The organism is Niabella aurantiaca DSM 17617 (assembly GCF_000374125.1).
GTDB lineage: Bacteria > Bacteroidota > Bacteroidia > Chitinophagales > Chitinophagaceae > Niabella > Niabella aurantiaca.
In genome coordinates, this window is record NZ_KB893636.1 from 1 (window position 1) to 21692 (window position 21692).

The following is a 21692-nucleotide window of genomic DNA, read 5'->3' on the forward strand; positions in this document are numbered from 1 at the left end:
GCAAGAATGAATTATCCATTATACAAAACGATCGGTGCCGGACTGATTGGTTCCGGCGCTATCGAATCAGCACACCGAACGATTGTCCAAAAAAGGCTGAAGCAATCCGGACAAAGATGGAGCCGAAATGGCGCCCAAAATATGTTGCATCTCAGAGTAACAAAGAAGAATCAACAATGGTCAAAGATTGTAGAACTATCCAAAAGGGAGTTTGTTAAGGTCGCAGCATAGCGAAAATCTGAAATGCACCCCCGGCCCGTTTAAACGGGCACGTAACATTTTTATATTCCCTTTTTAACGCAAACGGCACGGCGAGCCGCAGTGTTCGTAAAGAGGGCTGCTATTCAATATCCCTACGAACCTTGAGGGGACTTTGCTCTTTTTGAGTGAAACGTTAACACCAAAAGCGGCTTGTATTAGAAATGGTATGCACGCTCATTGAAAGGCTGTAAAAAAAAACCGGCGACCATCCTGATAAAGGATCATCGCCGGTCCATAAGATATTCGTTTTATAACGCTGCCAGTTGGGCAGCAGGTTATTTCAGGTCGATCTTTATCTGTAATTCATCCAGCTGTTTGTTGTCGATGGTAGCCGGTGCATCCAGCATGATATCCCTTCCGCTGTTGTTCTTGGGAAAGGCGATAAAATCGCGGATGCTTTCGCTGCCGCCCAAAATGGCGCAGGTCCGGTCAAGACCAAAGGCAATACCACCATGTGGCGGTGCACCATATTCAAAGGCGCCCAGCAGGAACCCGAATTTATGTTGCTGCTCTTCTGCGTCCATGCCCAGCGCTTCAAACATTTTCTGCTGCAGCTCCTTCTGGTAGATCCGGATGCTGCCCCCGCCGATCTCGTTACCGTTCAGGACCATGTCGTAGGCATTGGCCTTGATGTTGGCATACGGATGGCTTAAATAGGTCGCTGCGTTTTCAATGACCGGGTTATTGCCGATCATGGTATCGATGTCTGAAGGTTTTGGGGAGGTGAAGGGATGGTGCCGTGCCACCCAGCGATTCCCTTCCTCATCGTATTCAAACAGGGGGAAGTCCAGTACCCACAGTAGTTTGAACTCGTCATCTTTGCGCATGCCGAGGCGTTTGCCCATTTCCAGCCGCAGCTCACTTATGGCTTTACGGGTACGTTCTTCTGTGCCTGCAAGGATCAGGATGAGGTCTCCGGGTTTTGCCTGCGCCGCTTCCGCAATGGCTTTGAGCCGGTCTTCGTTATAAAATTTGTCAACGCTGCTTTTAAAGCTGCCGTCTGCGTTGTACTTTATAAATACAAGCCCCTTCATGCCGATCTGGGGGCGTTTTACCCATTCGGTCAGCTCGTCTGTTTGCTTGCGGGTATATTCACTGCATCCCGGAACGGCAATGGCCAGCACGGTTTCTGCATCGTCAAAAACACCAAAGCCGGCACCGTCCACCAGGGCTGCGCTCCGGTCCTTCTGAGCAAAAACATGCGCCGGGGCCTTCATATTCAGCAGCTGCATGCCAAACCGGGTATCCGGCTTGTCATTGCCGTACTGCCACATGGCATCTTCCCAGCTCATGCGGGCAACGGGCTCTGTATATTCGATCCCTTTTACGGTCTTAAAAATATATTTGATCAGGCCTTCAAACATGGCCAGGATATCTTCCTGCTTCACAAAGGCCATCTCACAGTCGATCTGGGTAAATTCCGGCTGTCGGTCGGCCCGCAGGTCCTCATCCCGGAAGCACTTTACGATCTGGTAATAGCGGTCGTACCCGCTTACCATCAGCAGCTGCTTAAATGTCTGGGGCGACTGTGGCAGGGCATAGAACTCGCCCGGGTTCATACGGGAAGGTACTACAAAGTCGCGGGCGCCTTCCGGTGTGGATTTGATCAGGAAAGGGGTTTCTATATCCATAAAGCCCTGCTGGTGCAGGTAATCCCGCGTAGCGCGGTTTACAGCGTAGCGCAGCTCCAGGTTCTTTTTTACCGCATTGCGCCGCAGATCCAGGAAACGGTACTTCATGCGCAGGTCATCCCCGCCATCCGTATCGTCCTGTATGGTGAATGGAGGCGTAATGCTTTTATTCAACACAGAGAAATGGTCTACGAGGATCTCAATATCCCCGGTGGGAATGTTCTTATTTTTATTGCTCCGCTCGTGTACTTTGCCGGTGATCTGCAGCACAAATTCCCGGCCTAAGGGGCTGGCATCGAGCTGATCGTTCAGCGCCTCAGAAAACAGCAGCTGTGTAATGCCATAACGGTCACGGAGGTCTACGAATGTAATACTGCCAAACTTACGGACGGTTTGCACCCAGCCGGCCAGGGTCACTTCCTTATTGATGTCTGCGATTCTTAGTTCACCGCAGGTCTGTGTACGAAACATGCTTGAAAATTTCCGCAAAGATAAGGGCTGGCGGCGGTTTCGCGTTTCACGTTTAAAGTTCCAGGTTGGATTCCATTTAATGCAGGGCTGATGGCCGATCGCCTGATATTTCAGAAATCAGTAGGTTTGCATTTTAAAAACAACAAACATGGACATTGCCCGGTACATCGACCATACCATCCTGAAGCCCACCACCCTGGTGAGCGATATTGAAAAATTGTGCAGTGAAGCAAAGGCGTATGGATTTGCAGCGGTCTGTGTGCCGCCTCCCTTTGTGAAGCAGGCAAAGGCCCTCCTGGCAGGATCCGGAGTGGGAACAGCTACCGTTATCGGGTTCCCCTTTGGGTATTCGGCAATTGAAGCAAAACTGGCGGAGGTATTGCTGGCGCTGGTAGACGGGGCAGATGAACTGGACATTGTGATCAACCTGATCGCTTTAAAGAACAATGACTGGCCGTACCTGGCCAATGAGATCAATCATTTGATGCCCGTGATCCGGGAAAAAGGCAAAGTGATCAAGATCATTATTGAAAGCGGCGTGTTAACCGATGACGAGATCATCAGGTGTTGCGAATTGTACGGTGCCGCAGGTATCGACTATCTGAAAACTTCAACAGGCTATGCGGAAAAGGGCGCCAGCGTACATGCCGTACAGTTGTTTAAAAAACACCTGCCTCCGCAGGTGCAGATAAAAGCGAGCGGCGGGATCCGGGATTATGCCTTTGCAAAAGAGCTGGTGGAAGCGGGCGCCACACGCCTGGGCTGCAGCGCCGGCGTGGCGATCGTAAAGGGAGAGCAGGGCAGCGCTGGTTACTAACCCTGATGTTGCAGGTGCTGCATTCTTGCAGGAGTACCAGGCACCCCTGCTGCGATCCACGCGATCCTCATAAAAACTCACGTCATTTGCGGGAGCGCCGCTGTGGAAGAGACCCGAAGGGGCTATTCGGTACAGGCGGACATCGTGGCAGGCGCTTCGGGCACCCGTCCGGCATTTTGATGTCTGCTCATGGCGAAAATCTGATCTGCGCGGGGAGCAAACATTTTTTTGGATTTTTATTGTTTTGCCGCTAAGGCGCCAGAACACTAAGAAGCACCAGGGCTTTTATTGCCATAGTGGGCCCAGCGCTATAAAAAGTGTTATGTCCCGCTGCGCGTCCCTGCTGTAAATTGGAATACACCCCTGTAAATGAAGCCGCTTTTTATATATCTTTGTTGCAATTATCGCCTCAGTAACGACCCTTTAAATCTTAACCTCGGTACTGGAATCTTTATAGAGACAGCATAAGGGTTTTAGTTTATATGTCTGAAAAACTAAACTATGAAAATTTTACTTGTTGAAGATGCAACGGCCCTGTTGCGGGCTATCGAATTGAAACTGAAAAAGATCGGTTATGAAGTGTACCCTTGCGCAGATGGCAGAAAGGCCCTGGAGCAACTGGAGGTATTGACGCCGGATATAGTGGTTACGGATATCATGCTGCCCTTTGCGTCCGGTTTGGAAGTGCTGAGCGCGGTAAAGACAAAAAACAGGAAAACGCCGGTGATTGTCTTTTCTGCCATGGGGCAGGAAAATGCAGTGGAAGAGGCTTTTCAGCTGGGCGCGGATGATTATGTGGTAAAACCATTTGGTCTGAAAGAACTGGAAATGCGGATAAAACGATTGGTGGGCCCATTGAATACGGATCCGCTTTCCTGATGTTTTAACCCCCTTCCAGGCTTAATTTTTCATGATCTTGCTGTTTTCGATTTCCATATTTGACCTGCTGAACCCCGGGCTTCTTTATACAGTGGCCGGTGTCTTTACGGCCATTATAGTGCTGTTGCTTGTTCTCATTTACTGGAATCTTTATCAGCGTAAAAAAGCTTTTTTTCAACCGCAGTCCTTCCGGATGGGGTTTGAGCTGTGGGTGAGCAAATTGATGCTGGAAGAAGGGGAACTGCTGAAGGTTACCGTGCCTGCTAAGTTTGCGAAACATCTGAAGCAACCCCATAAACGTCAGTTTGCGCTCGACAGCCTTATTGAATTAAAAAAAAGCGTTGCGGGAACGGTTGGCGATAACGTGGTAAAACTTTATCTGAAGCTGGGCCTGAAAGAAGACTCCATCAAAAAACTCAATAGCCCGGTATGGCATAAAAAAGTAAAAGGGATCAATGAGCTGTCGGTAATGAAGCAGGAAGACCTGAACGCCCGGATCTTCAAGCTTACAAATAACCGGAATAAATATATCCGGAGGGAGGCGCAGGCGGCCATGTTCAACTTTTATGGATTTAAAGGGCTGCGGTTTCTGAATGTGCTCACCCATTCGCTTTCAGACTGGCAGCAGTTGAACCTGATCGAGCGATTGCGCCCGCTTGATCCTGAACCGATCCCGGGTTTGAGCGCATGGATCCATTCGGACAATGCAACCGTTGTGCTGTTTGCGTTAAAGCTTGCCGAGATCTACCAGTGCTTTGAGGTGCATGATGATGTAGTGAGCTGCTTCATGCATGAAAACGAAGCGGTAAGAGGCCAGGCGGCAAAAACGCTGAAGGAGATTGCGGGGGAAACGACCGCCGGTATTTTATGTGAGCGGTACCCTTCCGAAACGGTAAAGAATAAGATCAATATATTGAACAGCCTTACCGTTATTGCCGATGATGCGCAATTGCCGTTCCTGATAAAAGAGCTGGACAATGAAAATGATTTTTTAAAACTGGGAGCAGCACGGGCCATTGCAGCCGGTTGTACAGGGGGATGGGCTTTACTGGATAGCAGGGCCCTGCAGCAGCCCCTGCTGTTTCAGAATATTTATGATCACCTGAGATCCGAACTGAAAAAATGAATTGGTGGGTTATTATACTGGAAGCATTTGCACTGGGCATATTTTTATATTCAGTGATCCTTTTTGCCTTTTATGTTTTCATCGGCATCTTTTCGATCGGTGAAACCCGTAAATATATACATCAGAACCGGGTAACGGATTACCGGATGATCGCTTCCTCGTTGCACGCGCCCTCTGTAAGCATTATAGCCCCTGCTTATAATGAAGGATTGTCGATCGTTGACAATGTACGGTCGCTGCTGTCCATTTATTATTATAACCTCGAAGTGATCATTGTAAATGATGGCAGCAGGGACAACAGCCTGCAAAAATTAATAGATGCTTACCAGCTGCGGAGGATCGATTTTTTTGTTCCCCGCCAGATACCAACAAAAGCCGTAAGAGGCATTTATAAAAGCCGGAACCCGGTCTTCCGGAAATTGACGGTGGTCGATAAAGAGAACGGGGGCAAAGCGGATGCGCTGAATGTGGGCATCAATATTGCAGGGAATGATTATGTGATCTGCATTGATGTGGATTGTATATTGGAGCAGGATGCCGTTCTGAAAATGGTGAAGCCCTTTATGGAAGCCACAGGCAAAAGAGTGATTGCTTCCGGAGGAGTGATCCGCATTGCAAATTCATCCATCGTTGAAAATGGCAGTCTTGTAAAGGTAAGGCTGCCCCGGGAGTATCTTCCCCGGATGCAGACGTTGGAATACATCCGTGCCTTCCTGCTGGGGCGGATGGCCTGGAGCCGGCTCAACGGGCTGTTGCTGATCTCGGGTGCTTTTGGCGCTTTCGATAAGGAAATCGTGGTTCAATGCGGCGGGTATAACCGGAATACGGTGGGCGAAGATATGGAGCTGGTGGTGCGTATGCGGCGTTATATGGAAGAAAAAAAAGCGCCATATAAGGTCACCTATATCCCGGACCCGCTGTGCTGGACGGAGGCGCCCGCATCTTATAAGGTATTGGGAAGACAGCGGAACAGATGGATCAGGGGAACCTATGAAACCCTGAAGTTTCACCGGAAAATGTTCTTTAATCCCCGGTACCGGTTGCTGGGTATGCTCAGCTACCCGTATTGGTTCTTTTTTGAGCTGCTGGCGCCGGTGATCGAGTTCCTCGGGTTTTCCGCTTTTTTTATAATGATCCTTACAGGGCTTGTTGACTGGGAGCTGTTTTTTCCGCTGCTCGCCGTGGTAGTCAGCTTCAATTACCTGTATTCCGTATTTGCGGTATATATGGAGGTGAAAACGTATAACCAGTACCGGAGAAGAACGGATATTGCCAAGCTGTTGCTGACAAGCCTGAGCGAGCCGTTCAATTTTCATCCCTTTGTTGTATGGAGCAGCATCAGGGGGCTGGTGGATATCTTCAGGAACCGGCACAGCTGGGGCGATATGACCCGCGAAGGATTTGACAAAAAGATTTCATAAGATGAGAACGCCATACAAAACCGAAAAAAAGGAGCCCTTCTTTTACAGGAAATTGAAAAGTGCCTGTAAAGCGTTTGTGCCCTGGTTTTTGATATTGACGGGGCTGTTCCTGGTATTCCGGCTGCTGGAGACCGGGTATGACAGTTACCTGCACCATGGCAATAAATTTTTCTGGAGTGTGCTTTTTACGGGTCTGCTAAAGGATCTTGCGTTCTTAACCGGCATCGGGTTCCTGCTTTACCTGCTGTACCTGGTTTGCGGCCTGGCCGGCAGAAAATTTGCCCGCATCGTTTTTATCATACTGGGCAGTGCAATGTGCCTGGTGCAGCTGGGGCTGGTCCAGTATTTTCAGGCATCGTTTAATTTGCTGGGAGGCGATCTGTGGAGCTATAAGTTGTCGGACATCCGGCAAACCATTGGAGCCGCCGGTGTCCGCATATGGGTCTTTGTTGTGCTGGCGGCTGCGGCAATACTGATCGTTTGGGGGTTGGCGAAGCTTCCCCGCAAAATAAGGCTGCCGGACGGGGTCGCCTACCTCGTGGTCCTTTTTCTTTTGGCGGCCATCCCGTTCAGACCGGCATTACGGGCATCCGGGCTGCAGCCGGGAAACGAGTACGCCAACAACCTTTCCGTAAACAAGTCTTATTACTTCTATGAAGGCACCCTTGATCATTTTCGGCCGCAGGAATTGCTGACGGATATCTATAGTGATCGTTATTCGGGGGATTATGAAGAGGGCCCGGCGGCGGCAGACTCCCTGAAGGTATTTAAATATATTGACGAAACGGCCTATCCCTTCCTGAGAGCTGAAGACACACCGGATGTGCTGTCGCCGTTCTTTAAAAGGACGGACAGTCTCCCGGGTATCGTGATCATTATTGTAGAAGGGCTGGGCAGCGCGTTTGCGAATAGCGGCGCCCGGCTGGGCAATTTTACCCCGTTTTTGGATTCCCTGTCCCATGCCGGCCTTTATTGGGAAAATTGCCTGAGCACATCGGGAAGGACCTTTTCCGTGCTGCCAAGCCTTTTAGGCTCGCTGCCCTTTGCAAAAAATGGTTTTGCAGAGTTGGGCGCGGCCATGCCGCCGCATATAAGCCTGCTTTCCCTGCTGCAGCATAACGGGTATCATACGGCGTTCTATTATGGCGGCGATGCCCATTTTGACAATATGGATCTTTTTATGCAAAAGAATCATATAGGAGTGATCCGGGATATAAAAAGCTTTCCTTCCGGATATACCAGACTGCCGGCCGCCAGCTCGGGATTTTCGTGGGGGTATGGCGATAAAGAATTGTTCCGGTGGTACCTCGCAGCAGAGGAGCCCGCCTCCCCGGCTCCCCGGTTGTCGGTATTGCTTACCGTAGCCACACATAGCCCGTTTTTAATAAACGACCAGGAGGCGTACTTCAAAAAGCTGGAGCAGCGGCTGACCGAGCTGCGGCTCCCGGATGCGGAGAAGGAGAATGTGCGGAATTACAAAAATCAATACGCCAGTATTTTATACGCAGACGATGCATTGCGCGATTTTTTTGCCGCCTGCAGCAGGAAACCCGGCTTCGCAAATACCATCTTCCTGGTTACGGGCGATCACCAGATGCCGGAGCTGCCGCTGAACAATAAGATCGATCGTTATCATGTGCCGTTGCTCATCTATTCACCCCTCTTAAGCAGAACGGAAAAATTTTCATCCGTGGTATCGCACTTTGATATTACACCGTCGCTGCTGGCCTTTCTGAAAGGCAGCTACGGGCTGCAAATACCGTCACTTGTAAGCTGGATAGGATCGGGCCTGGACACGGTGCGCACATTCCGCAACGTACATGCATACCCGATGATGCAGGATAAAAATGACCTGATCGATTTTGTGGAAGGAGGCTATATGATCAATGGAAGCAACCTTTATGAAATGGATCACCGGCTGAATTTGATACCGGCAGATTCCCGGGAAGTAGGAAGCCGGCTCAGCGGTGCTTTTGACCGGTTCCGGGGAAAGAACCGGCAGATCATCAATGGTGCGGGATTGATACCGGATTCGATCTACCGGTTGTACACCACCGGAAAATGAACCTTCCGCCGGGGGAAGCAACCCGGATTGAAAATTAAAAATGATCAATTATGCCCATAAAACAGTCTTTGTTGTTGATGTTCCTTTTTATCGGTATCCAGGTCTTTGCCCAGGCGGATACCGCCACATCGGATGGCCTGTTCCAGGCAGCACGGCATGCGGCCTTTGAGAATAAAGATTATGCGCTGGCAAAGCGCTATTGCATCAGGGCATTGGACCTGAGCCCGGAGTATGCGGACGTCCGGGTGTTCCTGGGGCGACTGTACACCTGGGATAAACAGCCGGACAGCGCAAGGGCCTGCTTTGATCGGATCCTGAAGGACGAGCCGGACTATGAAGATGCGGCCATTGCCTATACCGACCTCGAATACTGGAACGACAATAATGCCGCAGCCCTGGAAAGAGCAAATGCCGGCCTGACCTACCATCCGGCTTCTGCCGACCTCCTGCTCCGGAAAGCAAAAGTGCTTGCGGCAATGCGCCGCTACGGGGAAGCAGGAAATATTGTGGACACCCTGCTGAAAAAAAATAAGAAGAGCCCCGAGGCGCTGGCATTGGGCAACCGCATCAGGGACGAACGGTCCCTGAACCGCATTGGCATCTCCTATGATTATGTCCATTTTGACCGGCAGTTTGACCACCCCTGGCACCTGGCCAGCTTTGACTACGGGCGGCGTACCGGGATTGGAACGGTGATCGGACGGGTGAACTATGCCAACCGGTTCCGCAACAGCGGGGTACAATTTGAAGTGGATGCCTATCCGCGGATCTCAAAGACCTTTTATTTGTATGTAAACGCGGGTTACTCCAACAATGTGGGTGTTTTTCCCAAATGGCGCGCGGGTCTTTCTGTATATGCAAATCTGCCCAGGAGTTTTGAGGCAGAGCTGGGCATCCGGCATCTTTATTTTACTACAACGACAAATATCTATACGGCTTACATCGGTAAATATTACAGCAGCTTTCTGTTTGGTGCCCGTGCCTATTTTGTGCCCTCCAAAACCAGCAAAAGCTCGGCGTCCTATAACCTGCTTGGCCGCTACTATTTTGGGAGTGCGGATGATTTTATCGGGCTGAACCTGGGCACGGGCATTTCACCGGATGAGCGGTATCTGAACCCGCAGCTGAATGCCGCATACCCGCTGAAAACCTATAAGGCGACCCTCGATCTCCGGCATGCGTTCCAATTGAATATCGTTTCCCTGAGCGCTTCTCTTATCAACCAGGAATACATGCCGGACACAAGGGGAAACCAGATCCAGGCCGGTATCGGGTACATCCGGCGCTTTTAAAAAGAATCAGCTATGAAATGGAACCGCAGGTATGCATATTTTTTCCCCTGGGTATTGCTCCTCATTCCCCTCCTGATGTGGGTGCTGTGGCTGCTGACCCCCAAAAAACGGCTGGTGGTGGCCATTGTTGATAAAACAGCGCTTACCACAGAGGGTCAGGAACATATTTCGCTGACATGGATCCTGAACCATTACCGGTTTACAAAGAACGCCCGCCAGCGGTATGATGTAGGCCGTGACTATTTTGGTTTTTTTCCAAAGGAAAATGAAAAGTTCCGTCTGAAGGGGCTGGAACGGTTTGATGAACCGCTTTTGAATAAACTGAGCACGGATGCGGATCTGGTTTATTATACCGACACTTATGGGATCTTTTCAAACGAATGGTACCGCAAGAAGAACATTACCGAGCGCTCCGGTACCATCTACGGGGGGCTGAGCGCCCAGGATATAGCGTTCATGGAAAAAATGAAGCAGAAACGGAAGCTGGTCATGGCCGAATTCAATACCATTGGCTCGCCGTCTGCAATGACCGAACGGTACCACTTTGAGCAGCTGTTCGGTCTGAAATGGACGGGGTGGATCGGAAAATATTTCAGTCTGCTGGATACCGCCGCCAATAAAGACATTCCCCGCTGGCTCATTCATGGATATATGAGCCGGCATAACAATAGCTGGCCGTTTACAAAGGAAGGAATTGTTTTTGTAGGGGAAGACAATACCATTGTAGTGCTGGAAGCCGGTAAAGATCTTGAAGCAGCGGTACCTTATATTGTTACCGAAAGCGCATTCAGGGACTATTATGATTTACCCGAACGGGTCAACTATTCCTATTGGTTTGATATTGTGGTTCCGGATACGGCCATCAACAGGGTCCAGGCGCGGTTTTCCATTGATCTTACTGCAACAGGGCAAAAAGAACTCGCCCGGTATGGGATTCCCGCAACCTTCCCTGCGGTGCAGGCGCATGTAGGGAAGGATTACCAGTTCTGGTATTTCTCGGGTGATTTTTGTGATAACCCCATCTCGTTCAATACCTCCTATTTTAAAGGGATCGAGCTGTTCAGATTCTTATTTATGAACCGGCTGGACAAGACCCAGCGGAAGAGTTTCTTCTGGAGTTTTTACCGGCCGCTGGTGAGCACGATCCTGAAGGATTATTACGCCGGAAAAAGCAAACGGCGCTGACCAGAGAAACAACGGGTCTACTTTTTCAAACGGTACCAGGATTGTATATGATGCACCGATACGCCATAGTTCATGTTGCCGCAAAGCGTGCCCAGCTTTTGCAGTTCGCCGTACAGATAGGCTTTGCCTTCTTCCACATAGGTAACCGCGTCGCCTTCCTTTGATGCGGCGGTTTCTGCTCCTAAAAAGAGCTGCTTGTTTTGGGATGCGGCAAAGGCGAGCTCCTCTTTTGATACCGCGTACATCCCTGCTGCCGTATCGCGGTACGACATAATGAAGACACGGGCAGCCGTGCTGATCACCGCTTCGTACAACCGGCGTTTTTCACCTTTATACATCACCTCGTCATCCATCCAGAAGGGAATGTCAAAATCGATGGTTCCCGTACCGGCATATTGATCGCAAGCCCAGACCACAAAATCGATGTACTGTTGCAGGATCGCTGCGCGCTGTTGGCGGAACTCCGGGTCCTGTTGCGGTTCCACATCCAGGTGAATGCCGGAAAACCGGCGGGTACTGCTTACCGAATGCTGGTATTGGGTGTATCGATTCATGAGACTGATAAAACCGCTGCGGTCATGGATCCATTGATAACTTCCTGCAAGGAGGAAGACCTTGATGCCTTTGCTGCCGGCGTTTTCGATAAACGCGCCGGTGGCTTCTGAAAAGTCAACCGTATAAAAATAGATCTCGGTAATGCCGTTTTGATGGGCGAAATCCAAATATTGATCCTGGTACCGCTTGCTGGTGCTCCACCACCAGGTACCCAGCGGCACCGTTCCGGTCGCAATAACGGGATTGTCTTTGCCCTTGGAAAGGGTTTTGCCGGCGCTGCTCCGGGCGGCGGACCTGTCGGCTACCTGCCAGGAAGGCTTGGTACAGCCTGTTAAAACAAGGGCAGCAAGCAGGCAGCAGCGGATGCGGCGGGTTGCCGCTTTTGGGATCTGGTTTTGATACATAAAGATGCGGTTGAAAATGATGTCATCGTTCCGTTTTTCTTTTGCTGCTGTGGCCGGATCAGAGCGCTTTCAGCATCCATATGGTGCAACCCGTATGCCCGGAATTGCCCAGCGGATGATCCAGTTTTTTAAACCCCAGCTTCTCATACATCCCCACTGCGGTGGCAAACTGGGGTAGGCTCTCAAGGTATATTTCTTTACAATTTAAAGCCCGCGCAGATTCCATGCATTTCCGGAACAGCGCCGCTCCAACACCTTTGCCCCTGGCGGAGTCTGACAGATAGAACTTGACCAGCTCAATACAGCCCTCCGGCAGGCCGTCCGTTGGATAAATGCCACAGCAACCCAGCAGTATGCCGTCCTGTTCTGCCACCCACAAGCGGGAGCCTGCTGCTTCAAAAAGGCCGGAAAGACGGTCGGTTGCCGGATCCTCAAAAACAGTATTCCGGGTAGGAGCGCTGAACTCCACAAAGGCGGCGCGAACGATCTTTGCAAGCGCCCCGTTGTCGGTTTCCGTAACGGGTCTGATGGTAACCATACTCATGATACAAAGGTATTGTTTTGCAGATGGAAGAACCGGGAGCCGCCGGCAGGAGACCCCCGTCTGTGGTATTGAAAAAAGATAGAGTGGAGCAACAGCCGCCGCCGGATCAATAACGCGGTCCGCCATTAAAGAACGAACGGTTCCGGTTGATCTTCAGATCCTGCAGCATTCCCGATTTGGGGCTGATGGTAAAGTTGTAATATTTATAAATACCCACGGGCGAAACACTGGCCGAAAGCTGCCAGCAATGCAGGTCTCTCGAAATGGTAAACCCTACGGTCTGGATCTGCTTTGTCTTAAAATCGTAAGCGCCATTCACGCTGAAGTTCCATTTAGGGGTCAGGTTAAAGCTCCCGTTAAAATTGGTGCTGGAGTTAATACCGTTTCCGGCATATGCACCCGAAGTTCTGGTGGGTCTGCTGTATGTGAGCGAATAGGAAAGATTGATGGACCAGGGGGTATTGAAATCAACGAATTCGGCAGGGTTCTGACGCATGTATTCCAGCAGCCGCTGCTGGTCGCCCTGGAGCATGGGATCATTCATTTGCTGGTTCAATGCTTCCTCCCGCTGCTTGGCCTTATTAGCGTCCTTCGGCTTGCTCTGGAAACTGGTGCTCATCGTAATGCTGGCATTGGTCAGCGTACCGATGTTAAAGCGCCGGCCCTGCCAGGCATATTCGCTGAACTTGGGAATCCCGTTGGCATCGAGCTTATAAGGCATGATGGTACCATTGGCGCTGATATTGATCTTTTCAAAGAGGTTGGTCCTGAAGTATAGGTTGAAAGGAGCAAGCCTGGGACTAAGAGAATCTGCAAACAGGTTATACGAGGAGGTAATGCCAAAACCTTCGATCAGGCGTATTTTTTTAAACCCGTTCTCGTCAACTCCGCTCTCGGTTTCGCTGTCGGTACTGTCTGCTTCGGCTTTCTTTTTTTTCTTGGCCTTAACTTTCATTTCCAGGTTATTATCGATCCCGAAATTGACGCCTCCGAACCGCCGGGGCTGGTAAGTAGGCAGCGGAGAGGAGTACAGACCTGCCAGCCGGTCGTAATAGACCGTGGATATCGTAGTATCTGTGCGGACGGTCACCGGCTGAAAGTTGTCCTTGTTGATGTCCGGTGTATAGTTGAGCGATATAGTGGGTCGGATCACGTGCCGGATCCCCTGCACCCGCTTATTGCGGAACTGGTAGGTACCATAGAGTGCGGTATTCAGGCTTACACCCATGCTCATCTGTTTGCGCAACCCGATGCCGCGGTTCATTTTTGCGATGACGGTATCATAAACCACCGTTTGTCCGAATTCGTTCACCATTTCCCTGCTTTCTACGGAGTAATCCGCAATCCGGCTTACCATGTTCTGCGAATAGGAAATGGAAGGAGAGATCATTACCGCTCCACCCAGGATGGGGGGTAGTGAAAGCGAGATGGGGATGCTTTGGTTCGCGTTCCACTGCAGTGTGTCCCACATGCGTTCAAATGCATTTTTATAAAGGCTCAGCCCCTTGAGGGAATCTTTTTGCCGGTCGGCATATTCATAATACGACATTGAGTTCTGAAAACCCGTCTGGAACCCGATGCCCAGCTGTTCGTACCACTTCCGGGAGCCCGCAGCATTCTTTTTCTGGAAAGGGTAAATGGTATTTACCGTAAATGCCATGTTGGGGAAATTAAAGGTCACCAGCCTTGCCGCATTGTTCTGGTTATGATTAAAGCTTGCCGTAAAGTTAAAAGGCTTGTCCTGCCAGGTTTTGGCATAGGTAATGGAAGAACCGGCCGTGTTGTTGGCCATATTCAGCAGGTTACTGTTGGGAACATTTTCATTGTACCGGGTGGAGCTCATGTTCACATTTGCGGAAAAGCTGACCCCGGGCCGGGAGCGAGAGTCCGATGAATGCGCCCAGTTAAGCGTATAGGTGCTTACTTTTGAAAAATCCGGATCGCCTTTGAAATTGCGTCTTGTGCGCTGCAGGCCAAAGTTCATGGACCCCTGGTATTTATATATCTTCCGGTAAGTAGGCTGTACGTTAAACATCCAGCTGCCATAAGAATAGATGTTCCCATACGCCTGCACATCCCAGTGGTCATTGATCACCTGGTAATACCCCATACGGGAGAGGCCCAGCCCCATTTGATCATTGCGCTCGAATGAGGGCGACATCATACCCGAATGGCGGCCCTGGTATAACGGATAAATTCCAAAAGGAAGGTAGATGGGCACCGGCACCGAGTCAAATTCAGGTCGTACGGATCCGGTAACCGCTAATTTTTTGTTAATGATTTTTGCGCGCCGTGCCCGGAAGCCGAAATGCGGATGATCCAGGTTGCAGGTGGTAAAAAAAGTGCCCTGCCCGTACATGGTACGTGCATCGATCTTTTTTGCGATCTCGGAATGGACATACATTTCTCCTTGCTGGGTAATGGTACCCTTGGTAATGCCCTGCTGGGTTTTGATATTGTATTCCATCCCCTCGCTTTTGTACTCCTCCTGGCCCTGCTTCATTTCCGCATAGTCCGCTATTTCACCGGTGCTGTCCCTGCCGGCTTTTGCGGTAACAATATGATTTTCCTGGTCAATGCCAATCTCCGGCGCCGTAAGGGTCAGATCCTGGTATTCTGTTTTTGCTTTTCCGTAAAGGTTGATCTTTTTTGAATCCAGGAAGCCTACGATGGAGTCCTGCCCTGAATATTTTACCGGTCCGGAAAGCGTGTCTTTCGAAATTTTGAGCCGGAAGGTATCGGTTTTTGCCCGGGCGCCCGTATCTGTTGCCAGTTTGGAAGAATCGGCTATCTTTAGGCTGTCTTTTACCGGAAGGGTATCTTTTATGGATTTTTGCGGAACGGTGTCTTTTTGGAAAATACCTGCTTTTGCACCCGTTGATGCCCGGGCGGTAAAAGCAGCCACATCTTTTTCACCAGCCATCAGGATCATAGCTGTTAGAAAAGGAACAACAAAATAAATTCTTTTAAATTTGCGCATTAGGGTTTAAGCCAAAGTACGGCGCAAATGTATAAAGAACATAGTAAAGATTTTGTGAAGCTTGAAACTAAAAACAAGATATTACTTCCAAGCCTGAAAAAAAGTATGAAAAAATTTGTAATTCGGTTTATTCTATTCATAAGTGCAGTGGGTTGTTTTTCGGGTATTTCTGCGCAGCAGGGTACTTCAGGAGCGAAATCGGGCTCGGTAAAAACGATCATTGTGGATGCAGGACACGGAGGTAATGATGCAGGGGCAAAAGGCTTGCAGACCACAGAGGCAGCCATTAACCTGCAGGTAGCGCGAAAACTGGCAACGGCCCTGCGCAACCAGCTGAAGGGCATCAATATCCTGGAAACAAGGACCAGTTCCGCACTTCCCGGGGGGCTGACCAATGCTGTTGCGGCCAACCGGTACCGGGCCGATTTTGCTAACCGCAGTAACGGCGATCTCTTTATTTCCCTGCATTGCAATGCTGCTGGCAGAAGACCCGGAGGATGGTATATAAAAAAGGTGATCGGAAGGACCCGGCATACAAAAACCGTAACCGTAGGAAGGGGCAAAAAGAGGCGGAAGGTAAAAAAGACCTATTATGTAAATAAATATGAGGACGTATGGGTAGAAAATAAAGCGAGAGGCACAGAAACCTATATATGGGCAGTGGGAAAGAATGAACAAAAGGTCAACTCCATGAAGAATATTGATGACGAGGATAAGGATTATTACAATGAGGAGACCGGCGACGGTGCCGATAACCCCCCGCTGCCGGACGTTAACGACCCGGCAGAGCGGGTGCGTATGCTGATCTACGCACAGAACTACTTCCGAAAAAGCTATTCCCTCGCTTCCCTGGTGGAAAAGAATTTTATTGCCGACGGGCGCCTGAGCCGCGGCGTACAACAGAGGAACCACAAAGGGATCTGGGTGCTTCAGGCTACCGGTATGCCCAGCATCCTTGTGGAAATGGGTTTTATCAGCAATAAAGAAGACGAAGCATACCTCATCAGCTCCGAAGGACAGGAAGCGATCGTGAACAGCATCCTCTCCGCGGTGAAGACCTATATTGAAAAATACAGCACCACTGTACCAGGATCCCTGGCATTGGTCAGCAAGGCGGAATAGACGGCCCGGCCCCGGATCACTGCATGACACAAAGAATTAACGATTCTGATGGTGAGTTTTTTGTATAAATACGCAGGTTTTTAGTTTTTTCAGACGTTATTTGCAGAATAATTTGAGTTAATTGGCTTCAGAGAAAATTTAAACCATTGTTTCATGAAAATATCAAATGAACTTAAAGTAGGCATTTTAGCTGTATTGGCTATTACAGCGCTTATATTCGGGTTCAGGTTTTTGAAAGGGAAGGATATTTTTAATCATAACCCCAAGATTTACGCCATTTTTAAATCAGTCGGAGGACTGGAAAAATCCAATTTTGTAAAGATCAACGGCCTTGCGATCGGATCGGTTTACAAGATCGAGCCGAACGATGCGAATGTGAACGCTATCCGGGTAACACTGAGCATTACGGAAGACGTGAATATACCGGATAATTCGGTTGCGTATATTTCGGGGAGTTTGCTGGGTGCATCGGAAGTGGTGATCGATAAGGGGAATTCGACCAAATACCTGGGAGATGAAGATAAGATCAGGACCAAGGTGGAGGAAGGGCTGCTGGGCAACCTGTCTTCAGAAGCCAAACCTCTGATGGGAAAAGTAAAAACAGTAGCAGATTCACTTACCCTGTTATTGTCGCATTTTAACAATACGCTGGACGCGCCCACGCAACGCAACCTGCAGGAAGCGATCGCCCATTTAAAGAATACCATAGCGTCCCTGAACCTTCTATTAACAAGCGTGCAAAGACCCCTGGCGGCTTCGCTGGACAATATGAGTGTATTTACCGAATCGCTGAAACGCAATAACGGGAAGATAGACCAGATCCTGGGAAATGTAGATACCCTGACCAGTAACCTGTCCCGGTTGGAGCTGCAGCAGACCATGGATACCTTAACGGCAACCGTGGGCGTATTGCGCGATGCGGTACATAAGATCTCTAGCCCGGATGGCAGCATCGGGGCAATGATGAGCGACCGGCAATTATACGACCGCCTCAACAAAGTGGCCCTGAGCGCCGAGATCCTGTTGGATGATATCCGGGTTCATCCGAAACGTTACGTGAATATTTCCGTTTTTGGCAAAAAAAATAAAGCCGGAGAACTTACGGCTCCTGCAATAAAGGACACCGTTCCAGAATAACATGCATACCTCCTTTTTTCCGAAATCCTTTATGCTCTTCCTGTTGCTGATATGGGCAGGAATGATCAGGGCCCAGCAGCCTGTTCCGGCATCGGCGGGTGGCGGGTCCATACCTATCGAGATCATTCACGCAGACAGTCTTTCATTAAAAAAGGCAGATGACAGTACCAATCTGACCGTACTGGTGGGACGCGTTGTGATGAAGCAGGGCGCTACTACGTTTAAATGCGACCGGTGCGTCCGGAACGACCGCACAAGGACCTTTGAAGCCTGGGGCAATGTACATATCAATGACTCGGATACCACGAATATTTATGCGGGCCATTTGCGGTATCTTACAGATAAGCAGATCGCGTACCTGGATAAAAATGTGAAACTGACCGATGGCCATGCCACACTGACCACGCCGGACCTGGAGTACAATATGACCACCAATATTGCCACGTATAAGAACGGGGGAAAAGTGGTGAACCAGCGCACCGTGATCACCAGTAAAGAAGCATTTTACTATACCGATATTAAAGATGTGTACTTCAAGAAAAACGTTTTGGTAAATGACCCGGGCTACCGGATCACAACCGACTCCCTGATGTACAATACCGAAAATCAGGTGGCCCGTTTTATTGCATTAACGCATATAAAGGACAGTACCAGTGCCTCCATAGACACCCGCGAGGGATATTACAACCTGAAAAGCGGGGATGCCCAGTTTGGCCAGCGCCCACTGATCAATGATGGTAAAGGCGTTACGGTAGAAGCCGACAAAGTATCGCTGGACCAGGGATTTGCAAAGGCGGAAGGAAATGCCGTGGTGATCGATACCATACGGAAAACGACCATCATCGGGAATCTTATTTTTCAGAACCGCGTTACCGAAGCGATCCTGGCGACCTTAAAGCCCCTGATGATCATTAAACAGGGGGAAGACTCTATTTTTATTACGGCGGATACCCTGTTCAGCGCAAAGCTCACCGACCTGTACGTATTATCTCCGGCCCTGGGTGGCGACAGCATCAAGACGGCGCCGGATACCCTGCATCAGAAGCCGGCAGACTCATTGAACATACCGGCGGTCCCGGTGGCCGGCAAAAAAGATTCGCTGGGGTCCATTGTAAAAGATACGACCGCTGCTGCGGCCAAAAAAATTAAAGAGGCTCCACAGCCTGCCGTAAAGGACAGCATACCCGGCAAAGCCATCGTGAATGTGCCGCCGCCGGCATCAGAGAAGGCAATGAAAGATACGGCTGCCGCAGTGGCAAAAAAAGTAACGGCAGAAAAAATAAACGCGATCCCGCTGCCTTCTTCCGCAGATCCGCAACATAAGGCCGCTGTTAGGGACAGCATACCCGGCAAAGCCATCGTGGATGTGCCAACGGTATTGGGGAAAGCGGTAAAAGATACAGCAGGCCGGTCAAAAACGGCTGCCGCCGCTGCAGCTTCAGGAGGCAAAGGCAAGCTGCCGCAAAAGACTCCGGCTTCCAACGACAGCACCAACCGGTATTTTGAAGCTTTTCATCATGTGAAGATCTTCAGCGATTCGCTTCAGGCCGTTTGCGACAGCCTCTTCTATTCCTTTAAAGATTCAACATTCCGGCTGTACCAGGACCCCGTGGTTTGGGGCAAAACCAGCCAGGTGAGCGGCGACACCATTCTGTTGCATACAAAAAACAAACAGATCAACCGCTTTGAAGCATTCAAAAAAGGCTTCATGATCAATCATATTGAAGACCAGGCCTACAACCAGGTTAAGGCAACCCGCCTCGATGGTTATTTTACAGATGGTAATATGGACTCCGTGCGTGCAAAAGGATCGGCAGAATGTATTTATTATGTGCAGGATGCAGACAGCTCTTATATAGGGGTCAATCAGACCACTTCGGATATCCTGGATGCCTATTTTTGGGAGAAGGAGCTTAAAAAGGTGGTGCTCAGGAGCAATGCCGAAGGAACCCTTTATCCGCTGAAGGATAAATCGCCGGAAGAAATGCGTTTAAAGGATTTCAGATGGCGTGAGGCTGAGCGGCCCAAATCAAAATATGAACTGATGGAATAAATGACCTGTTAGGTCTCTAAGACCTAACAGGTCATCTGTGCCGTTAATGGTTGCTCTGTCAGGCTTTTTTGTCCGTTACGATGTAGCATTCCCTGCCGTCAATGATTTCAATATGCCAGATCCATTCCGAAATATTAAAACTGGTCGTTTTGCCCGCTAAATGGACGATGGCATCTGCTGTAAAACTTATATGATTCAAGAAAGCCGATTGATGAGCATCCTTTTCAGGCCGCTGGATTTTATCATCTAAAAGCACTCTCATGGCTCCTGTTTGTGTTATAAGTGGGCTGCATAAATATACGCCATGGAAAAGGGGAATCAAAATTTTTCTTTAGCTGCACTAAAACGAGGCTTATTGCCACTGATTCTGAGGTATTAAAGCTTAGAGGAGGCAAGCCCGGCAGAATGCCCCGGAAAAAGATCCGGGATCCGCGGCAGCAGGATGCCCCGTTTTACATTTCCGCGCCTCCCTTATCCCCGCATTTCCTGTATCTTTACGCCTCATCAAAAAATACGTCGGAGAATAAAATGCAGGCATCATATAAACAGCCGGATGAACAGGGATATTACGGGGAATTTGGAGGCGCATATATCCCGGAAATGTTATACCGGAATGTGGAAGAATTGCGGGAGAACTATTTGAAGATCATTGCAGACGCCGCTTTTCAGCAGGAATACAAACTTTTGCTCGCAGATTATGCGGGGAGGCCAACGCCGCTTTATTATGCCTCCCGGCTGAGTGAAAAATACAAGACCCATGTGTACCTTAAGCGGGAGGATCTTTGCCATACCGGGGCACATAAAGTGAACAATACCATCGGACAGATCCTGGTAGCGGAGCGCTTGGGGAAAAAAAGGATCATTGCGGAGACCGGCGCCGGGCAGCATGGGGTGGCCACTGCTACCGTATGCGCGCTGAAGGGGCTGGAGTGTATTGTGTATATGGGAGAAAAAGATATTGAGCGCCAGGCGCCCAACGTAGCCCGGATGAAAATGCTGGGCGCTACCGTTATACCGGCAAAAAGCGGGAGCAAGACATTAAAAGATGCAACCAACGAAGCCATCCGGGACTGGATCAACAACCCGAATGATACGTTTTATATTATCGGCAGCGTGGTGGGGCCCCATCCGTACCCGGATATGGTAGCCCGCTTTCAAAGCGTGATCAGCAAAGAAATAAGAGCCCAGCTGGCGGAGAAGACCGGTTCGGAACTGCCCGATGCGGTGATGGCCTGCGTGGGCGGCGGCAGTAATGCGGCCGGTACCTTTTATCACTTTTTAGACGAGCCTTCTGTGGGCATCTATGCTGTAGAAGCGGCCGGCTGCGGCATTGATACGGATAAAAGCGCAGTTGCTACCCAGCTGGGGAAGCCCGGCATCCTGCACGGCAGCAGGAGCTACCTGATGCAAACAGCGGATGGCCAGGTGGAAGAGCCCTACAGCATTTCAGCAGGCCTGGATTATCCGGGCATCGGTCCCATGCATGCCAACCTGTTTGTGACCGGCCGGGGCAATTTTCTGAATGCCACCGACCAGGAGGCACTGGACGCAGCGTTTGAACTGGCCAGACTGGAAGGTATCATCCCGGCGTTGGAGAGCGCGCATGCACTGGCGGCACTTAAGAAAGTATCATTTGCAAAAGACGATAATATTGTCATTTGCCTTAGTGGCCGGGGCGATAAGGATATGGAAACCTATATGAAAGCAATGGGTAAATAAAAGTGCAGCGTTATCGTATAAGTTGTTAAA

16 protein-coding genes and 1 pseudogene are annotated in these 21692 nt (G+C 49.9%); 12 read left to right on the forward strand and 5 right to left on the reverse strand.

Annotated elements, in window-relative coordinates; genetic code table 11:
- A pseudogene (locus B160_RS32120) lies at window positions 1–231 on the forward strand (hypothetical protein); the annotation flags it as partial.
- A gap of 305 nt (window positions 232–536) precedes the next feature.
- On the opposite strand, the gene aspS reads toward B160_RS32120, so the two are convergent.
- The gene (aspS, locus tag B160_RS0113435; RefSeq protein WP_026309750.1) at window positions 537–2363 is read right to left on the reverse strand and encodes an aspartate--tRNA ligase; all 1827 of its coding nucleotides are present in this window, start codon (window positions 2361–2363) and stop codon (window positions 537–539) included.
- Window positions 2364–2511: 148 nt separating this feature from the next.
- On the opposite strand from aspS, the gene deoC reads away from it, so the two are divergent.
- The 7 genes from deoC to B160_RS0113475 all read left to right on the forward strand — a co-directional run bounded on the left by deoC (window position 2512) and on the right by B160_RS0113475 (window position 11148).
- Window positions 2512–3180 (forward strand): deoxyribose-phosphate aldolase, encoded by a 669-nt coding sequence (gene deoC, locus B160_RS0113440; RefSeq protein WP_018628442.1) that lies wholly within the window; start codon window positions 2512–2514, stop codon window positions 3178–3180.
- A 501-nt stretch (window positions 3181–3681) separates the two neighbouring features.
- Entirely contained in the window at window positions 3682–4059 is a 378-nt protein-coding gene (locus tag B160_RS0113450; protein WP_018628444.1) for a response regulator transcription factor, read from the forward strand.
- A gap of 31 nt (window positions 4060–4090) precedes the next feature.
- On the forward strand, window positions 4091–5185 hold the full coding sequence (locus tag B160_RS0113455; protein WP_018628445.1) for a HEAT repeat domain-containing protein: 1095 nt from the start codon (window positions 4091–4093) through the stop codon (window positions 5183–5185).
- Complete coding sequence (locus tag B160_RS0113460) at window positions 5182–6606, forward strand: glycosyltransferase family 2 protein (protein WP_018628446.1); 1425 nt, start codon at window positions 5182–5184, stop codon at window positions 6604–6606. Before B160_RS0113455 ends, B160_RS0113460 begins: the two co-directional genes overlap by 4 nt.
- Before the next feature lies 1 nt (window position 6607).
- Window positions 6608–8671: an LTA synthase family protein gene (locus B160_RS29100; protein ID WP_018628447.1), complete on the forward strand. Its 2064-nt coding sequence runs from the start codon at window positions 6608–6610 to the stop codon at window positions 8669–8671.
- Between the two features lie 50 nt (window positions 8672–8721).
- Complete coding sequence (locus B160_RS0113470) at window positions 8722–9963, forward strand: YaiO family outer membrane beta-barrel protein (RefSeq protein ID WP_018628448.1); 1242 nt, start codon at window positions 8722–8724, stop codon at window positions 9961–9963.
- A gap of 12 nt (window positions 9964–9975) precedes the next feature.
- A complete protein-coding gene (locus B160_RS0113475) occupies window positions 9976–11148 on the forward strand; it encodes a hypothetical protein (RefSeq protein WP_018628449.1) in 1173 nt (390 codons plus the stop codon).
- A gap of 17 nt (window positions 11149–11165) precedes the next feature.
- Here B160_RS0113475 and B160_RS0113480 read toward each other — a convergent pair whose 3' ends face one another.
- The 3 genes from B160_RS0113480 to B160_RS0113495 all read right to left on the reverse strand — a co-directional run bounded on the left by B160_RS0113480 (window position 11166) and on the right by B160_RS0113495 (window position 15631).
- Window positions 11166–12107 carry a hypothetical protein gene (locus B160_RS0113480; protein WP_018628450.1) on the reverse strand — a complete coding sequence of 314 codons (942 nt, stop codon included), beginning with the start codon at window positions 12105–12107 and terminating at the stop codon, window positions 11166–11168.
- A 58-nt stretch (window positions 12108–12165) separates the two neighbouring features.
- A complete protein-coding gene (locus tag B160_RS0113485) occupies window positions 12166–12651 on the reverse strand; it encodes a GNAT family N-acetyltransferase (protein ID WP_018628451.1) in 486 nt (161 codons plus the stop codon).
- A 106-nt stretch (window positions 12652–12757) separates the two neighbouring features.
- Window positions 12758–15631: a putative LPS assembly protein LptD gene (locus tag B160_RS0113495; protein ID WP_018628452.1), complete on the reverse strand. Its 2874-nt coding sequence runs from the start codon at window positions 15629–15631 to the stop codon at window positions 12758–12760.
- 105 nt (window positions 15632–15736) lie between these two features.
- Here B160_RS0113495 and B160_RS0113500 point away from each other — a divergent pair, with 105 nt between their 5' ends.
- The 3 genes from B160_RS0113500 to B160_RS0113510 all read left to right on the forward strand — a co-directional run bounded on the left by B160_RS0113500 (window position 15737) and on the right by B160_RS0113510 (window position 19943).
- The gene (locus B160_RS0113500; RefSeq protein WP_245562206.1) at window positions 15737–16753 is read left to right on the forward strand and encodes an N-acetylmuramoyl-L-alanine amidase family protein; all 1017 of its coding nucleotides are present in this window, start codon (window positions 15737–15739) and stop codon (window positions 16751–16753) included.
- Between the two features lie 153 nt (window positions 16754–16906).
- Window positions 16907–17890 carry an MlaD family protein gene (locus B160_RS0113505; RefSeq protein ID WP_018628454.1) on the forward strand — a complete coding sequence of 328 codons (984 nt, stop codon included), beginning with the start codon at window positions 16907–16909 and terminating at the stop codon, window positions 17888–17890.
- A 1-nt stretch (window position 17891) separates the two neighbouring features.
- Window positions 17892–19943 (forward strand): OstA-like protein, encoded by a 2052-nt coding sequence (locus B160_RS0113510; protein ID WP_018628455.1) that lies wholly within the window; start codon window positions 17892–17894, stop codon window positions 19941–19943.
- Window positions 19944–20001: 58 nt separating this feature from the next.
- On the opposite strand, the gene B160_RS0113515 is transcribed toward B160_RS0113510, so the two are convergent.
- A complete protein-coding gene (locus B160_RS0113515) occupies window positions 20002–20142 on the reverse strand; it encodes a hypothetical protein (protein ID WP_245562207.1) in 141 nt (46 codons plus the stop codon).
- A 329-nt stretch (window positions 20143–20471) separates the two neighbouring features.
- Here B160_RS0113515 and trpB point away from each other — a divergent pair, with 329 nt between their 5' ends.
- Window positions 20472–21662 carry a tryptophan synthase subunit beta gene (trpB, locus tag B160_RS0113520; RefSeq protein ID WP_026309751.1) on the forward strand — a complete coding sequence of 397 codons (1191 nt, stop codon included), beginning with the start codon at window positions 20472–20474 and terminating at the stop codon, window positions 21660–21662.
- Window positions 21663–21692: the final 30 nt, after the last annotated feature.

Bases quoted from the DNA above. Each gene is read 5' to 3' on its own strand.
- aspS (WP_026309750.1), bottom strand. From the start codon at position 2,363: ATGTTTCGTACACAGACCTGCGGTGAACTAAGAATCGCAGACATCAAT.
- deoC (WP_018628442.1), top strand. From the start codon at position 2,512: ATGGACATTGCCCGGTACATCGACCATACCATCCTGAAGCCCACCACC.
- B160_RS0113450 (WP_018628444.1), top strand. From the start codon at position 3,682: ATGAAAATTTTACTTGTTGAAGATGCAACGGCCCTGTTGCGGGCTATC.
- B160_RS0113455 (WP_018628445.1), top strand. From the start codon at position 4,091: ATGATCTTGCTGTTTTCGATTTCCATATTTGACCTGCTGAACCCCGGG.
- B160_RS0113460 (WP_018628446.1), top strand. From the start codon at position 5,182: ATGAATTGGTGGGTTATTATACTGGAAGCATTTGCACTGGGCATATTT.
- B160_RS29100 (WP_018628447.1), top strand. From the start codon at position 6,608: ATGAGAACGCCATACAAAACCGAAAAAAAGGAGCCCTTCTTTTACAGG.
- B160_RS0113470 (WP_018628448.1), top strand. From the start codon at position 8,722: ATGCCCATAAAACAGTCTTTGTTGTTGATGTTCCTTTTTATCGGTATC.
- B160_RS0113475 (WP_018628449.1), top strand. From the start codon at position 9,976: ATGAAATGGAACCGCAGGTATGCATATTTTTTCCCCTGGGTATTGCTC.
- B160_RS0113480 (WP_018628450.1), bottom strand. From the start codon at position 12,107: ATGTATCAAAACCAGATCCCAAAAGCGGCAACCCGCCGCATCCGCTGC.
- B160_RS0113485 (WP_018628451.1), bottom strand. From the start codon at position 12,651: ATGAGTATGGTTACCATCAGACCCGTTACGGAAACCGACAACGGGGCG.
- B160_RS0113495 (WP_018628452.1), bottom strand. From the start codon at position 15,631: ATGCGCAAATTTAAAAGAATTTATTTTGTTGTTCCTTTTCTAACAGCT.
- B160_RS0113500 (WP_245562206.1), top strand. From the start codon at position 15,737: ATGAAAAAATTTGTAATTCGGTTTATTCTATTCATAAGTGCAGTGGGT.
- B160_RS0113505 (WP_018628454.1), top strand. From the start codon at position 16,907: ATGAAAATATCAAATGAACTTAAAGTAGGCATTTTAGCTGTATTGGCT.
- B160_RS0113510 (WP_018628455.1), top strand. From the start codon at position 17,892: ATGCATACCTCCTTTTTTCCGAAATCCTTTATGCTCTTCCTGTTGCTG.
- trpB (WP_026309751.1), top strand. From the start codon at position 20,472: ATGCAGGCATCATATAAACAGCCGGATGAACAGGGATATTACGGGGAA.